We start from the raw sequence: 16247 nt of genomic DNA, 5'->3' as shown, positions 1-16247 counted from the left end.
AGAAAGAAGGAAACCGGATGGATGACGTTTCAAGTCGAACATCGGATGACAGGCGCTTCTTCACTGGGTTTTTCCGGGGGCTGGCCCTTTGCTTGGGCATCGTCCTCGTGCTTCTGTTATCTTCATTAATTGCGCCCGCTTATGCTTCGGCGGCTCCGATAGAAGTCAATAATTACTCCGATTCCGCGGGTAATTGCGATACGCCGAATCAATGTACGGTCAGGGCGGCCGTTGCCAAAAGCAACGCCGCGGGCGGCGCGAACACGATTGTCCTGCCTGCCGGCACGTATGAGCTGGAATCGGGGCCGCTGCTGATCGACAGCAGCGTGACGATCATCGGGGCGGGCGGCGATCCCCAGGGCGACCCGAACAGTACGGTGATCAAGCCGAAGGCAGGGACGACGGCTAAGAAAATCATCGATATCAACGCTTCGGCAAGCGGTGTGTACGACGTGACGCTAAACGCTTTGACGATCAGCGGCGGCGCCGCGTCTTATGCGAACGGGGATTTGTACGGAGGCGCGGGCATCTCGGGTTATATCGCTTCCTCCGGCCGCATCACCATCGATAATTGCATCATTAGCGGCAATACGGCGACGGGCAATGATTTGTACGGCGGCGGAATGAACATAGCGGGCGAGCCCGGGGGCAAGCTGACGATTCGCAATACGGTTGTCAGGAATAACCAGGCCGATCTTAAAGGCGGCGGGATGTTTCTCGAGGGCGACTTCGATGTGGATATCAGCCGCTCCTTCATCGACGGAAACATAGCGAAGAACGGCTTGGGCGGCGGTCTGGCTCTCGTTCCGACGGCTGCTGCGCTGGGGAGCGTGAAGATCGACAGCAGTACCATTTCACGCAACCAGGCTGATGGAAAGGATTCCGCGAACAGCGGCGGGGGCGGGATTTATTTGAACCGGCCCGCGGCGATCACAAATACGACGATCAGCGGCAATACCGCCAAGCGCAACGGCGCAGGCCTGCTCGTGCTGCATTATTCGGGGACGACAACGATCCGGCATGCTACGGTCTATAACAATCAGGCGGACGGAGCAGGCGGCGGAATTGACTTGGAGCAAGGTGCCTCCGTTATCGATAATTCGATCGTTGCGGGGAACTTGGCGGCGGGAGGCAATCCCGGGAATGTCGGGGGAAGCGGCTCGTTCGACTCGTCCAGCAGCTCCAATCTGTTCGGTCTCGGAGGCTCGGGCGGATTGCAGGCCGGTGTGAACGACAATCAGATCGATGTGAGCGATCCGGGGCTGCTGCCGCTCGCAGCGAGCGGAGGCATCGGCGAAACTCATGCGCTGACCGCGGCCAGTCCGGCCAGAGGAGCCGGAAATAACGCGAAAGCGGAGCTGTTCGATCAGCGAGGGTTCCCGAGGAAAACGGGCAGCCGTGTCGATATTGGAGCCGTCGAAGGACTGCCCGATCAATCGATTCCTCAGGGGACGACGCTTCAGATCCCGCTGACGCTCGGAGACGAAGCGCAGGTGGCCAACGTGACGGCAGCCTCCCCGGTTTCCGCGCTGCTTCCTGCGGGAAGCATTACGGTAACGGGGAGCGGGGCTTCGCGTACGATCACGGTGACGCCTGCGGCGGACAAGGGCGGGAACGCCGTCATCACGGTGCAGATGGATAGTCTGGCGTCGGGCAAGCCGCAGTCGGTGAGCGCTTCGTTCACGCTGACGGTCGTGGCCCCTCCGGATTTATCGATTGCAAAGTCGCATACGGGCTCCTTCACGCAAGGGTTGCCGGGGCTTTATACCCTGACCGTCACCAATGAGGGACAAGGTCCGACCGCCGGAGCCGTGACGGTGACGGATGCGCTGCCTGCGGGGTTAACCTTGACGGGGTTAAGCGGCAGCGGCTGGACTTGCGATACTGCGGCGAAGAGCTGCACCCGTGCCGATATATTGAACCCGGGAGCCAGCTATCCTGCGATTACGGTAGCTGTGCAAGCGGCGGCCGACACACCGGCGAATGTGGTGAACACCGCCTCGGTGTCGACTGCCGGGGATGCAAATCCCGGGAACGATACGGCGGAGGACCCTACCGTTATTATCGGGGTGCCGAATCTTAAGATCGCCAAGTCGCATGCGGGCGGCTTCGTTCAGGGCCAGAGAGGCGCGGCGTATACTATCGCGGTGAAGAATGAAGGGCACGGAGCCGCGGCTGGCGTTGTAACTGTAACGGATACGCTGCCTGTGGGGCTTACGCTAAGCGCGATGAGCGGAACCGGTTGGACCTGCGACGGCGCAAGCTGCACCCGATCGGACGCGCTTGCGCCGGGGGCCGCGTACCCGGATATCACGGTGACGGTCGATGTCGCTGTTAACGCGGCGCCGATCGTTATCAATACGGCGGCTGTGTCCGGCGGAGGCGATACCAGCCCTGCGGATAACAACGCAGCCGATCCGACAATAATAGCTCCGGCAGCCGATCTCACGATCAGCGTCGCGCATGCCGGCAGCTTCACGCAAGGTCAGATCGGCGCCGGATATGTGCTTACGGTGAGCAATGTCGGCGGCGGCGCCGCGATCGGAACGGTGACGGTCAGCGAGACGCTTCCTGCCGGCATGACGCTCGCAACCATGAGCGGGCTGGACTGGACCTGCAGCGGCGCAAGCTGCACAAGGTCGGACGCGCTTGCGCCGGGAGCCGGCTACCCGCCGATCCTTGTTACCGTGAACGTAGCGGAGGATGCGCCGCCGAGCCTCGTTAACGCGGTGAGCGTATCCGGCGGAGGGGAGTACAATACGGCCAACAGCGCTGCTGAAGACACGACGGCGGTGAAAGCGAAGCCGGTCATTGACGATCCAAGCTTGCACGCAGGAACCGTAGGCATTGCATACGCTCCCGTACAGCTTGCCGCAGCCGGAGGAGAAGGGGCTTATCAGTGGTCGATCGCTTCCGGATCGCTTCCTGCCGGATTTACGCTGGACGGCTCCACCGGACAGCTCGGCGGAACGCCGACGGCAAGCGGTACGTTCGCGTTCACGGTACAGGCGGAGGACGCGAACGGAGTGAAAGCCGTGAAGGAGCTGACGTTGCTCATTCATCCGCCGTTGACGATTGAAACGGCTTCTTTGCCGGAAGCAACGGTTCGGACGGCGTATTCGCAGACGCTCCGCGCGGCGGGCGGCAGCGGAACGTATACCTGGTCGGTGACGACCGGATCGCTTCCTGCCGGTTTGACGCTCGACGGAGCGACCGGCGAGCTTGCGGGAACGCCTGGAGCTGACGGCACGTTCCCTATCACCGTGAAAGTAACGGACGGAAGCGGCGTAACGGCGCTGCAAGCGCTGATGCTGAAGGTGAATCCGGAGCTGACGCTGAACGCGACGAGCTTGCCGGAGGGGACGGTCGGCGAGGCTTATCCGGAGCAGACGTTCAGCGCGGCTGGCGGTAACGGAGTCTACACTTGGTCCATTGCCGGCGATTTGCCTGCGGGTCTCAGCTTCGATCCGGCCACGGCGAAGGTCAGCGGAACGCCGGCCGCTGCGGGAACCGGCAGCTTCACTGTCAAGGTGACCGACGGCAACGGCGCGGCCGCAACCCGGGATTACACGCTGAAGGTGAATCCGGGGCTTGCTATCCGAACGGCGGCGCTGAAGGAAGGAACTTTATCCGCGGCGTATGCGCAAGCTTTGGAAGCGGAGGGCGGCAGCGGAGACGGCACGTACTCATGGTCGGTTGCCGCAGGCAGCCTGCCGGACGGTCTGACGCTTGCCGGATCGGAAATTAGCGGGATACCGGCCAAGGAAGGCGCCTTTACGTTCACGCTGCAAGTGGAGGACGGCAACCGTGTCGTCAAAACGAAAGCATTCACAATTCAAATCGCCCCGGCGCTGATCTTGGCATCCCCCGTATTGCCGGAAGGCACGGCTGGCGTGCCGTATCCGGCCGCGGCATTCCGCGCGCAAGGCGGCAGCGGCGTCTATACATGGTCCTTGACAGGTACGCTGCCGGACGGTCTCGTCTTCGGCGCCTCCACACAGGCGATCGAAGGGACGCCGGTAGCGGAGGGCACGGCAAGCTTTACGATCCGCGTGACCGACGGCAACGGAGCGGTCGCCGAGCAGAATATGACGCTGAAGGTCAATCCTAGGCTGCAGCTAGTTGCGTCGCCTCTGCCGGAAGGCACGGCGAACGCAGCTTATCCGAAGCGGTTGTTCACTGCGGAGGGCGGCAACGGCGCTTATACATGGTCGCTGGACGGAACGCTGCCGGAGGGACTTTCGTTCGGTACGGAAGTAAGCGGAGGCACGGTGGCTGGAGCGGTTTACGGAACGCCGGTCAAGGCGGCCGACAGCAGCTTCACGATTCGCGTGGCCGACGGCAACGGCGCGACGGCATCCCAAGCGTTAAGCTTAAAGATTCATCCGCCGCTATCCGTTGAAGCTTTGGCGGCGCCGGACGGTACGGTAGGGCAGCCTTATCCGCAATGGACCTTGTCGGCGGAGGGCGGCAGCGGCGTCTACAACTGGTCGGCGGAAGGCGATTTGCCGCAGGGACTTACGTTCGGGACGGCGAACGGATCGGTTAACGCCGCCGTCTACGGCGTGCCCGTCGAAGCGGGAACATCCGGCTTCACGGTGAAAGTAACCGACGGCAGCGGAGCGGCGGCAAGCCGCAGCGCGACGATTCGAATCGATCCGGCGATATTCTTCGAAACATCGGGTTATACGGTGAAAGCCGGACAGCAGCAGCAAACGGTGCTGAACGGGAAATATTCGGATACGTTAACCCAAGAAATCGCCGACGGTGTGACGTATCGGATCGCCGATTCGTCGATCGCCGCAGTTAACGGCTCGGGGGCCGTTACCGGATTGAAGAGGGGAACGACAGTATTGCAGGCCGTGTACGGCAATCAAACGGCGGCAACGGAAATTCGCGTCGGTTCCGAGCTGGAACGGCTGACCTTGTCGCAGCCGTCATATCGGCTCGGAGCGGGTCAGACTCAAGCCGTTCAAGTGACGGCGCATTATTCCGACGGCGAGCTGAAAGATGTGACGGACGCGGCGATCTATTCCTTCGACAAACCGGATATCGCCCGGATGGACGGGCAAGGGGTATTGAAGGGACTGCGCGCGGGAGAGGCCGTATTATCGGCCGGTTTCGGCGGGCAGACGGCCACGGCGGCCGTCGTTGTTGAAGCGGAGCCGGAGCCTTCCGGCGGCATGACGATCGCCTTCGGGCAACCATCCTATGAGATGCAGGCCGGGCAAGCTCTGACTACGGTCGTCTCCGCAACGTATGAAGGCCGCATGTATCCGTTGACGCAAGGCGTTCATTTCCGGACGGAAGACCTGAAGATTGCGACCGTTGATGCCGGCGGTAAGGTGTTCGGAGTCGGCCCTGGGGCGACAGTACTGAGCGCAACATATAGTTACCTCGGCGAGACGCTGACGGCTCAGGCCGTCGTTCATGTCATCGGCGGCGGCGTACGGATTGAGGAGCTGCATTTCGGCGCAGCCTCGTACGCTCTGCGCGCGGGACAGCAGCAGTACGCTGCGGTGACGGCGAAGCTGTCGGATAACAGCGTGCTGGATATAAGCGATCTGGCAACGTATACGGTGCGGGATGCGGCTATTGCGAAGATCGGCAGCGGCGGGCTGATCACCGGCTTGCTTCCGGGCGACACGGTGATCACGGCGACCTACGGAGGGCAGTCGGCCGAAGCTGCGCTGGTCGTCGTATCCGCCAACAGCGGCTCGCGCCGTCCGTCCTCGTCTTCCGGTGCGGCAACGCCGGAGACGGACTCGGAGTATCCGGTGAACATTACGCCGGGGGACGGAACGGTGCAAACGGTCATGATTTCCGCGGATGAAATAAGCAGCGGCGCAGTTCTGCTGCAAACGGCGGGAGCTTCGGGAACCGCTGAGCTGACGGCGGATGTCATCCGGGACATGCTATCGAGAAATGCCGATCTCAAAATCGTCTTCCAGACGGCAGCGGGCGTCATCGAGCTCCCGCTGAAGGAGATAGACCCGCAACGGCTGGCCGGCCAGCTTGGAACCGGCGATGCGGACGGGCTCAAGATCCGTATCGGGATCGGCGAGCCGGATGCCCAGACGAAGGGACGACTTGCCGGAGCGATAAGCGCGCTCGGGAGCACGGAGCTGGCTAAGCCGCTTGTCTTCTCCGTTCGCGAAGTCGATGGAAAAGGCAATGAAACGGATGCGACAGGTTTAACCGGCGTCATCATTCGGATGCTTCTATTGACGGATGCGGTGAACTCGAATACGGCTGCCGGAGTCCGTTGGGACTCGGCGGCGCAGCAGCTTCGGTTCGCGCCTGCCGCGTTCGAGCCGTTTGGCGGCAATTCCGCTGCCAAGCTGAACCTTCAAAGCCCAGGCACAGGCATCTATGCGGTGCTGGACACGCCTGTGAAGTTCGGTGATTTAAGCGGCCATTGGGCCCGGGAGACGGTCCAAATCCTCGCGTCGAAGCTGATTGTCCAAGGCCGCTCCGAGGGCAGCTTCGATCCTGACGGCACCGTGACGCGCGCCGAATGGGCGGCGCTGCTGGTCAGAGCGCTTGGCCTAGGCGATGCCCGGGAGAAAGCGCCGTTTACCGATGTCGACGGCCAATGGTTTGCCGCGGCGGTAAACACCGCCTACCAGGCGAAGCTAATTGACGGTTACGAGGACGGCTCGTTCCGTCCGGATCGAACCGTGACTCGCGAAGAGCTGGCGGTCATGATGACGCGGGCGATGGCCTATATCGGGATGAAACCGGCAGGCCAGGAGAAATCGGCCTTTGCCGATGAGCCGCTGATCGCGGATTGGGCTAAAGCGTCCGTGGAGCAGGCTGCACGGGCCGGTATCATCGAAGGAGATCAGCAGCGGATGTTTCATCCGGGTCAATCGGCAACCCGTGCCGAGGCTGCGGCGATGCTGTACCGGCTGCTGAAGGCAGCGCAATATTTGTAACGAAGCTTGGCGCAAGCCGGTTCGGGAGGGCAACGGCCCCCTGAACCGGCTTGCCGCTTTTCCGGCGTCCGCCGCGGCGCAAGGAATGGAATGCTTCCTGAAGAAGCAAAATATAGAAGGTTTTAATTTTTTTAAAAATTAATTGACCATTGTCATATTTTGTAGTTGAATTAGCGGCGCCGCCCGATTATGCTATATGCTGTATATTATATGGAGATATCGCAGACTCGCCCGTTTCATTGTGCGGAGCGGGCTATGTTTATTTTCCAAGAAAAGGGCACTGGGACGAGAGGCGAACGAAGGAAGATAGGGAGTGTTCTTTTTTGAAGCAGGAGAAGCTGCATAGAGGGCTGAAAGCCCGGCATATGACGATGATCTCGCTGGGGGGATCGATAGGAACCGGCTTGTTTCTGGCAAGCGGCGGCGCTATTTATACGGCAGGCCCGGGAGGAGCTTTGCTTGCTTACTTGACCATCGGCATTATGGTTTATTTTCTCGTTACGAGCTTGGGAGAAATGGCTACATACATGCCTGTATCCGGCACGTTCAGCACGTATGCGACCCGATTCGTCGATCCGGCCTTCGGCTTCGCGCTGGGGTGGAACTACTGGTACAATTGGGCGATTACGATTGCCGCCGAGCTGTCGGCCGCAACGCTAATTATGAAATTTTGGTTTCCGGACAGCCCGTCTTTTGTATGGAGCGCATTGTTTTTGGCGCTGATGACCGCGTTGAACCTGCTGTCGGTCAAAGGCTACGGGGAGACGGAATTTTGGTTTGCGCTAATTAAAGTCATTACGGTCATTATCTTTATCGCGGTCGGCCTGCTAATGATCATCGGCATCTGGTCGCAGCCGCAAGCGGCGGGGTTCCATAACTGGACGATCGGCGACGCGCCGTTCCACGGCGGCTTTCTCGCGGCGCTCAGCGTCTTTATGGCGGCCGGCTTTTCCTTCCAGGGGACGGAGCTGGTCGGCGTAGCGGCGGGCGAGAGCGAGAATCCGCGGGAAAATGTGCCGCGGGCGATCCGAACGGTATTTTGGCGCATACTGCTGTTCTACTTGCTGGCGATCCTCGTAATCGGTCTGCTTATCCCTTATACGAACGAAAGTCTGTCGAGCGACGCCATCACGCAGAGCCCGTTCACGATTGTGTTCGAGAAGGCCGGCCTCAGCATGGCTGCGTCGGTTATGAATGCCGTCATTTTGACATCCGTTCTGTCGGCGGGCAACTCGGGCATGTACGCGTCGACCCGGATGCTGTGGGTGCTGGCGGAGGAAGGCAAGGCGCCGCGCTTCTTGGCCAAGCTGTCGCGCCGCGGAGTTCCCGTCTTTGCGCTGCTGGCGACCGCGATTCTCGGCATGTTCGCGTTCTTGTCGTCTTTCTACGGCGACGGCCTCGTCTACACATGGCTGCTGAACGCGTCCGGGATGTCCGGTTTCATCGCCTGGCTCGGCATTGCCGTCAGCCATTACCGTTTTCGCCAAGCGTATTTGGCTCATGGCAAGTCGCTGAAGGATTTGCCTTACCGGGCCAAGTGGTTTCCGTTCGGTCCGATTTTGGCGGCGGTGCTTTGCGTCGTCGTCATTATCGGGCAATGCATGGAGGCGATTGCCGACGGCCGCATCGATTGGGCTTATTTATTCGCCTCCTATATCGGCATTCCGCTATTTTTGGCGATTTGGTTAGGATATAAATGGAAATATAAGACGAAGGTGCTGAGTCCGGAAGACTGCCATTTCGCAGAGACGGACGAATAAGAGGAAATAACTCGGCGGCAAAATAGCGCATGGGCGGTCAAGCCTGTGCGTTATTTGTGTTGCATAGCTTGTCTGCACGCAAGCTTCCGTGAATAGTCCGTGCCCTCGGCGGTCCCGCCGGAAAAATGTTGGTCGATCGGAAAAGAGTTGGTTGCCGGAATGCCGCGATTAAGGTACAAAGAATAGAAGCTCATCACGGACGGATGCTATCGAACAAGGAGGAAACAGAACGAAGCGAAGCTTGTCGCTGCCGGCGGCTCCGCTGTATAATGACAGCACTGGCGGCGCGAGTCGTCCGGCCAACCCTGCTCAGGCGGCGGGCCGAAGCTGATTTTATTATTTTGCATAGGACAATTCATTGTTTAAGGAGCATATAGGCGTATGGAAAAGACTTGGTATAATCGATTGCTGATGTCGTATTTTCCGATCTTATTCATCACCGTCAGCATCATTATTTTTGTATCCGTTTCCATGATAAGCGAGTTTTCGATTAAAGAGACGGAGAAGGCTAACCGGATATTTGCCAAATATGTCATCGATTTTATCGAAACCTCACTGAAATCGGTCGAGCGCGTCATTTTGGAGGAAGCCGGGAACAGCGATGTGCTGTACGAATTTTTTGAACCGAAAAACGGCTCCGATGCGGGAATGCTTCACTACGAGACATCCAAAGAACTGCATAAAATCATGGACGACAATCCGATGATCCAGTCGATTTATTTGTACAGGGCGCGCGATCAGCTGGTGCTGACAACGAACTCCATTCAGAAGCTGGACGGCTTTGAGGATAAACCGTTCGTCGAGCAGGCGCTGAGCAAGCCGAGCAATACGGGCTGGTCCGAGGTGCGGATGTATTCGGATCTGAGCCTGCAATCCAAAGAGAAAGTGATTTCGATGAGCAAAAAAGCGCTGCTCCCCTTCGGCAATCAGGGGATCATCGTCGTGAACGTCAGAGTCGATTCGCTCTTGCGCATTGTGGACGAGATGATCAACGGAGATATCACTTTTATGGATATTATCGATGCGGGCGGACAGCAGGTGTACCCGGTCGAGAGGGCGGGGCAGCGTCTCGACCGCAAATCGCTGGCCGATCAGGGAAGCGTCGTGACGGATATTCATTCCGGCGTCGTCGGCTGGAATTTCGTCAGCGGGATCAAGGGCGGGCGCATGTTCAGCTGGGTATCGGCAATCTCCCATATATGGCTGGGGATTGGCATATTGACGGTGCTGTTCAGCGTCGTATATACGCTATACGTGACGCGCCGCAATTACAAGCCGATCGAAGGCATCATGCAGCAAATCAACAAATACCAAAGCCGCAATCCATTAAAAGGAAAAGGCAGCGACGAGTTCGCCTTCATCGGTAAAGTGCTGGAGAATCTGATGGATCAGACGAGCCGCTACGAGAAGCAGTACCAGGAGGATTTGATCGTCCGGCGCAAGCAGTTTTTTCTCGATTGGCTAGGGGGCCGAACGCCGATGGACGAGGCCGAATGGGCTGCGCATATGAATCGTTTCAAGCTGCCCGACCGGTATACGGAGCTCAATGTCTGCATCGCCGAAATTGACGGGTTTGCGGCCTTCCAGCGAAGCTACAGTCTAACCGATCAAAATTTGCTTAAATTCGCGCTCACAAACGTCGTGCAGGAGCTGTCCGATCCCGAGTGGCTGACGATTTGGGCGGAGTGGATTTCCGATAAGCGGCTCTCGATCTTGCTGATGCTGGATACGCCGGGAAAAGACCGCTCCGATGAGGTGAACGATCTGCTCGACCGGTTCCGCACCTGGGTGGCGGTGAACTTGAAGTTCTCGCTGACGATCGGCGCCGGGCGAAGCACCGTCCGGCTGTCCGAGGTTTGCAATTCCTTCGAGGAAGCGGCGGCCGCGCTGCAATATAAGATGTCGCTCGGCAACAACCAGGTGATCCGGTATGAAGAGATTGCCGCCGCCGGACAAGGGGATACGCATAAATATTTCCAGATGATGGATGCGATGAGCCAGGACTTCCGAATCGCCGATTCCGGCTGGCAGCTTCAGGTCGATCAATTCGCGGAATGCTTGGAGCAGGACGTGCTGAAGGGGGCGGAGATCGTCCATCTTCTGCAATACTGGGCTCGGCTGCTGGAGCGGACGCTGGACGGGTTGTCGGGAGAAGTCGCCGATTATTGGCATGAGACGGTCGCGCCGCGGCTGACGGAAGCGCTGGAAACGGCCGAAACATTAGAAGAGCTGCTGCCGACGGCCGCCTCTTCGCTAAAGCAGCTGCATAGCCATTACGTATCCGTAAGGGACGCCAAAAATCATCATCATCTGGTGAACGAGATTCGCCGCTATATTGAAGACAACTACGCCAATCCGGACTTATCGCTGAATCTGATCTCGGATCAGTTTAACGTCAACGCCAAATATTCCAGCCAGCTGTTCAAAGAGGCTTACGGCATGAAATTCGTCGATTTTCTTATGAATTTGCGGATGGAGCAGGCCAAAAGGCTGCTGCTGCAAACGGAGCTGCCGCTGCAGGACATTTCCGAGAAGGTCGGATATACGCATTCGATCTCGTTCGGCCGTACCTTCAAGAAAGTCGTCGGCGTCACGCCCGGCGATTACCGCAAATATATGCAAGCCGAATAAGGGTGAAGCGGAAGGCTCCCGTGCGCGCACGAGGCGCCTTCTTGCCGCTTCTATATGGTTAGCAATGCTCCTCCTGCAGCAGGCTATGACCGCATTGACGACTGGGCTGCGCAGAGGCTTGCAAAAGCCGTTAAGCCGCGTCGCCAGGCGGTTTGCGCAGCCGATAAGGAAAACGGTTGGCCCGCGGAAAACGGTTGGTCGGCTCGGGACGGGCTTGTTCGGAGAATTGGTTTGCCGCAAAGAATCATGTTGGTTGACCCTTCTCCGACGCGCCCTGTATAACTTAAATTACATCCCGCCGGTCCTCCACCGGTACGGCAGTTACAGCAGCATGCACAGCAAGAGCGAGGGCGCGAGGCGAGGGTACCGAAGTCAATGAAGTAGAGGAGATGAATCACCTTGAAAAAGAAAGCGCTTAAAAGAAACGCGGCATCGGTAATAACGGCAGCTGCGGCATTCGGTTTATTGATCGGTTGTACCAGCCAAGGGGAGCAAACAGAGACGGGAGCGGCGGCAGGCGGCGGTTCCAAAGAACAAGTGACCTTGAAGGTGGAAGTGTTCGACCGCGGAAATTCGCCGGCGGGCATGACGGTGACGAACAATCTCGTGACCAAGTGGGTCCAAGAGACGTTCGGCGACCCCAATCATATTAAACTGGAATTCGTTCCGGTTCCCCGAGCGCAGGAGGTCGATAAGCTGAACGTCCTGATGGCGAGCGGAGACGCTCCGGATATCGTCTTTACGTACGACCCGAATCTCGTATACAAATACGTCCAGCAGGGCGGGTTGATGGATTTGGGCGAGCTGCTCGCCGCAGGCGGCGCCAACCTGAAGAGCTACCTCGGCGAAGATACGCTGAACTACGGCAAGTTCGACGGCAAGCAGTACGCGATTCCGGCCAAGCGCGTCTATCTCGGCAAATATTCTTCTATGATCCGTCAAGACTGGCTCGACAAGCTCGGGCTGCCGGTTCCGAAAACGACGGAGGAAGTGTATAACACGCTCAAGGCGTTCAAAGAGAAAAATCCGGGCGGCAGCGGCACGATCCCGCTGGGCTTCTCGCTTGCTCCGGCTTCCTATGAGCCGATCATATGGCCGTTTATTAAGAAAACGACGGAAGAAGAACGGTATACGCTTATGCAGCTGCTCGGGTCCGGCGACAAGCCGACCTTGATGCCGGGGCATAAGGAAGGCGTCAAATTTCTCAACAAGCTGTACAATGAAGGGCTGATTTCGCCGGACTTCGCTTTGGACAAAGACAAGAAGAAGCTGCAGCAGGACGTTATGACGGGCAAGGTCGGCATGTACGCCGAGGATGCGGGGCAAAGCTACGGCACGGCGCCGGAAGTCGTCGGCATTTTGCAGAAGAACGTGCAGGGAGCCAAAATTACGCCTATCGATCCGTATACCAACGAGGAAGGCAAGCATACGAAGCCCGCCTATCAGCCGGCTGGGATGTACGTCATGATTCCCAAGACGAGCAAGAACGGCGAAGCCGCGATGAAATATTTGAACTGGATGGCTCAGAAGGATGTGCTGAACCGTCTGACCAACGGCGAAGAAGGCAAAAACTACACGCTCCAGGATGGCATTCCGATTGTGAAGGACGACGAGGCGACCAAAAATTTGCTGTATAACTCCGGCGACATGAGGCTCGTATCGAACGGGCTGGATCTTGGCGACAATGCGAAAAACTTGAAAGCGATGGCGCTGGCCGTGCCGGAGGCATTCCGCGCGGATGCGGCAATCTCGTACCAGAACGGGCTCGCCGACGGCATTGCGCCGCTTCGCTTCGATCGTCCGATCCAGGCCGAGGTGAAGTACGGCAAGGTGCTGCTGGATAAATACGAGGAAATGCTCGTCAAGTGCATGATGGCTAAACCCGACGAATTTGATAAAGTGTACGATGCGATGATGAAGGATTACATGTCGAGCGGCGGGGACGAGATCAAGAAGGAGCGGACGGAAGCTTACAAAAATATGAAAAAATAACGTTCTCCGCGTCCTATGAGCGCGGCGGACAGGCGGCCGGAGAGTCGATAGGGAGCTTCCCGCAGCGAGCGGAGCCCTCTATCGGCCGCAGGCTGCGCACAGAGACGAGATAGGAGGAGGCTTATAGGAATGAGAGGCGCAGGAGTGTACCTGAATCGATATTGGCAGCTGTACGCCATGCTGTTATTGCCTATCGCATATTTCCTTGTGTTCAAGTACGGCCCGATGTATGGGGTGACGATTGCTTTCAAGGATTTTAACTTGTTTCAAGGGATTAATAAGAGCCCATGGATCGGCTTCGATACGTTTCGCCAAATTTTCAAAATGGATGCGTTCTACGTAGCGCTGCGCAATACGTTCATGCTCAATATTCTCGACCTGATCTTCTCGTTTCCCGCGCCGATTTTGCTGGCGTTAATGCTGAACGAGCTGAGCGCCGTCTGGTTCAAGAAGCTCAGTCAGACGATTTTATATTTGCCGCATTTCATATCGTGGGTCATTATCGGGGGTATCGTGTACCAGGCGTTTTCCACGAACTCCGGCGTGGTCAACCATCTTCTCGGAAATATCGGAATCGGCCCGATTCCGTTCCTATCGGATAAATATTATTGGCTTATCACCTATTTAGGCACAGGCATATGGCAGAGCGCGGGCTGGGGCACGATCATCTATTTGGCCGCTCTGACCGCGATCAACAAAGAGCTGTACGAAGCGGCGGATGTCGACGGCGCGGGGCGTTTTGCAAAAATATGGAACATTACGCTTCCCGGCATCCGTTCGACGATTATCGTGCTGCTGATTTTAAAGCTGGGAGAAATGGTGCAAATCGGCTTCGACCGCCCTTTCGTGATCGGCAATGTGACGGTGGCGGAGTTTTCGCAGGTGCTTAGCACGTTCGTCTACAAAATGGGGATGCAGACCGGGGAATATTCCGTCGCTACGGCTGTCGGCTTCTTCCAGGCTGTCGTCGGGCTGGTGTTTATTCTGACATCCAACTATATCTCCAAGAAAACGACCGACGAAGGGATTTTGTAGCCTTACTCTCCCTATGAAAGGAGTACGCTTATGAACGTCAAAACAGGCAATCGTTGGTTCGACGGAGTCAATACGATACTGCTGCTGGTCGCGCTGGTTCTGTGCCTGGCTCCGTTTCTCCATATCGTGTCGATCTCGCTCAGCTCCAACAAGCCGATTATGTCGGGGGACGTGACGATTTTTCCGATTGAGTTGAGCTGGGAGGCTTACAACCGGGTGCTTGCCGACTCGGCGATGATCCGTTCATTGGGCTTGTCCGTCGGCCTGACCGTGCTGTTCACCGCGCTGTGTATGGTCATGACGATATGCGCCGCTTATCCGCTGACCAAGACGGAGCTTAAAGGGCGCAAGGTGTTTATGTATTTGATCGTTTTTACGATGTTTTTCAGCGGGGGAATCATTCCCGAATATATATTGGTTAAACAATTGCATCTGGTTAACACGATCTGGTCGCTAATTTTGCCGCTGCTGGTCAATCCGTTCTATCTGATCATTCTGATTACGTTTTTTAACGGCATTCCGAAGAGTCTGGAGGAATCGGCGGAGCTGGACGGCAGCTCGCATTTCGGCACATTGATCCGCATCATTTTGCCGCTGTCGATGCCGGCGATCGCTACGCTCAGCCTGTTCTATGCGGTCAACCGCTGGAACGGCTTTATGGACTCGCTGTTTTACATTACCGATCCGAATCTGTATCCGCTTCAGCTGAAGCTGTATCAGATGATTATGAACAGCATGATGACCGATCAGATGCAGATGGAAGGCGCGCAGATCGTACAAATTTTGCCGGAAAGCTTGAAGGCGGCCAGCATCGTCGTCGCTACGCTGCCTATTCTGATCGTCTATCCGTGGCTGCAGCGGTATTTCGTATCGGGGATTATGCTGGGTTCGGTCAAAGGATAGGGCGGGCGTATAGTTAAAGGAGGAGCAAGAATGCCGGATAAAGGGGAGTATTCGTTCTCGACCTGCTGGAATGTGAAACGACATGCGGTCGGCAAAGACATGATGGAGGAAATTCGCAGTCTCGGCTTCCGTTATGTCGAATTGAATTACAATGTGACGGAGGAGCATCTGCGTACGATACAACCGATGATCGAGCAAGGGGAGATCGCCGTCTCCAGCGTGCATAATGTGTTTCCGTTCATCGGCGACAAGGACTACGATACCGATTCGGTGATGCTCGGCTTCGATGACGAGGCGAAGCGGCGGCGGTCCGTAGAGCTATTGATCCGCTCGATGGAATACGCCGACCGCTGCGGGGCCCGGGCCGTCGTCGTGCATCCGGGCGAGGTGCCCTTCGAGTACAATATCGACGCGGAGCTGAAGAAGCTGTACCGCGAGGAGGGCAAGGATTCCGCCGCCTATCGCGCGCTATGGGCGAAAATGCTGGAGCGGAGGGAGCGGCTCGGCCCGAGCTACACGAAGCGGATTCAGGACAGTCTGGAGCAGGCGAGCGAGCATGCCGCAAGGCGGGGCTGGAATGTCGCGATCGGCATCGAGACGCGCTCGCGCTGCTACCAGATGCCGACGCTGGCGGAGGCGAAGGCGATCTGCGACCATCTGCAGGGCGCCCCGGTCTATCTGTGGTACGATATCGGCCATGCGACGATGATGGAACGGATGGGATTGTACGATAACGACGCCGAGCTGGAGCGGGTGAAGCCTTATATTTACGGCGTGCATATCCATGAAACGCCGGAGCTGTCCGATCATTGGTGCCCGTATGTGCACAGCGGCGACCCGCGCGGCTTCGACCGGTTTCTGGGCGCTATCGAGCAGGCCAGGGTGAAGGTCTATGAGCTGAAGGCCGCCTGCCGGCCGGACGACATCGATCGGAGCCACCGGCTGATTACCGGTAAAATCCAAGCTGGAAACGACAGGTGATCCGCCA

At 57.7% G+C, this 16247-nt stretch carries 7 protein-coding genes; all 7 read left to right on the top strand.

The window, feature by feature from the left end; genetic code table 11:
* Positions 1-17: 17 nt before the first annotated feature.
* The gene (locus N0M98_RS03110; protein WP_259616924.1) at positions 18-6938 is read left to right on the top strand and encodes a putative Ig domain-containing protein; all 6921 of its coding nucleotides are present in this window, start codon (positions 18-20) and stop codon (positions 6936-6938) included.
* 365 nt (positions 6939-7303) lie between these two features.
* Positions 7304-8698, top strand: a complete 1395-nt coding sequence (locus N0M98_RS03105; protein WP_249866331.1) for an amino acid permease — start codon at positions 7304-7306, stop codon at positions 8696-8698.
* A gap of 381 nt (positions 8699-9079) precedes the next feature.
* The gene (locus tag N0M98_RS03100) at positions 9080-11329 is read left to right on the top strand and encodes an AraC family transcriptional regulator (protein ID WP_259616923.1); all 2250 of its coding nucleotides are present in this window, start codon (positions 9080-9082) and stop codon (positions 11327-11329) included.
* A gap of 399 nt (positions 11330-11728) precedes the next feature.
* Positions 11729-13321 carry an extracellular solute-binding protein gene (locus N0M98_RS03095; RefSeq protein ID WP_249866112.1) on the top strand — a complete coding sequence of 531 codons (1593 nt, stop codon included), beginning with the start codon at positions 11729-11731 and terminating at the stop codon, positions 13319-13321.
* Between the two features lie 129 nt (positions 13322-13450).
* Complete coding sequence (locus N0M98_RS03090) at positions 13451-14356, top strand: ABC transporter permease (protein WP_249866111.1); 906 nt, start codon at positions 13451-13453, stop codon at positions 14354-14356.
* Between the two features lie 30 nt (positions 14357-14386).
* Positions 14387-15259, top strand: coding sequence for a carbohydrate ABC transporter permease (locus N0M98_RS03085; RefSeq protein ID WP_249866110.1), 873 nt, complete (start codon positions 14387-14389; stop codon positions 15257-15259).
* Between the two features lie 30 nt (positions 15260-15289).
* Positions 15290-16240, top strand: a complete 951-nt coding sequence (locus N0M98_RS03080) for a sugar phosphate isomerase/epimerase family protein (protein WP_259616922.1) — start codon at positions 15290-15292, stop codon at positions 16238-16240.
* The last annotated feature ends 7 nt before the right edge of the window (positions 16241-16247 follow it).

The sequence above is a fragment of the Paenibacillus doosanensis genome (genome assembly GCF_025060755.1).
GTDB classification, from domain to species: domain Bacteria; phylum Bacillota; class Bacilli; order Paenibacillales; family NBRC-103111; genus Paenibacillus_S; species Paenibacillus_S doosanensis.
This window is presented reverse-complemented; position numbering and strand designations above follow the sequence as displayed.

Excerpts from the sequence above, each read along its gene's own strand:
- N0M98_RS03110 (WP_259616924.1), top strand. The coding sequence starts at position 18 with ATGGATGACGTTTCAAGTCGAACATCGGATGACAGGCGCTTCTTCACT.
- N0M98_RS03105 (WP_249866331.1), top strand. The coding sequence starts at position 7,304 with ATGACGATGATCTCGCTGGGGGGATCGATAGGAACCGGCTTGTTTCTG.
- N0M98_RS03080 (WP_259616922.1), top strand. The coding sequence starts at position 15,290 with ATGCCGGATAAAGGGGAGTATTCGTTCTCGACCTGCTGGAATGTGAAA.
- N0M98_RS03085 (WP_249866110.1), top strand. The coding sequence starts at position 14,387 with ATGAACGTCAAAACAGGCAATCGTTGGTTCGACGGAGTCAATACGATA.
- N0M98_RS03090 (WP_249866111.1), top strand. The coding sequence starts at position 13,451 with ATGAGAGGCGCAGGAGTGTACCTGAATCGATATTGGCAGCTGTACGCC.
- N0M98_RS03100 (WP_259616923.1), top strand. The coding sequence starts at position 9,080 with ATGGAAAAGACTTGGTATAATCGATTGCTGATGTCGTATTTTCCGATC.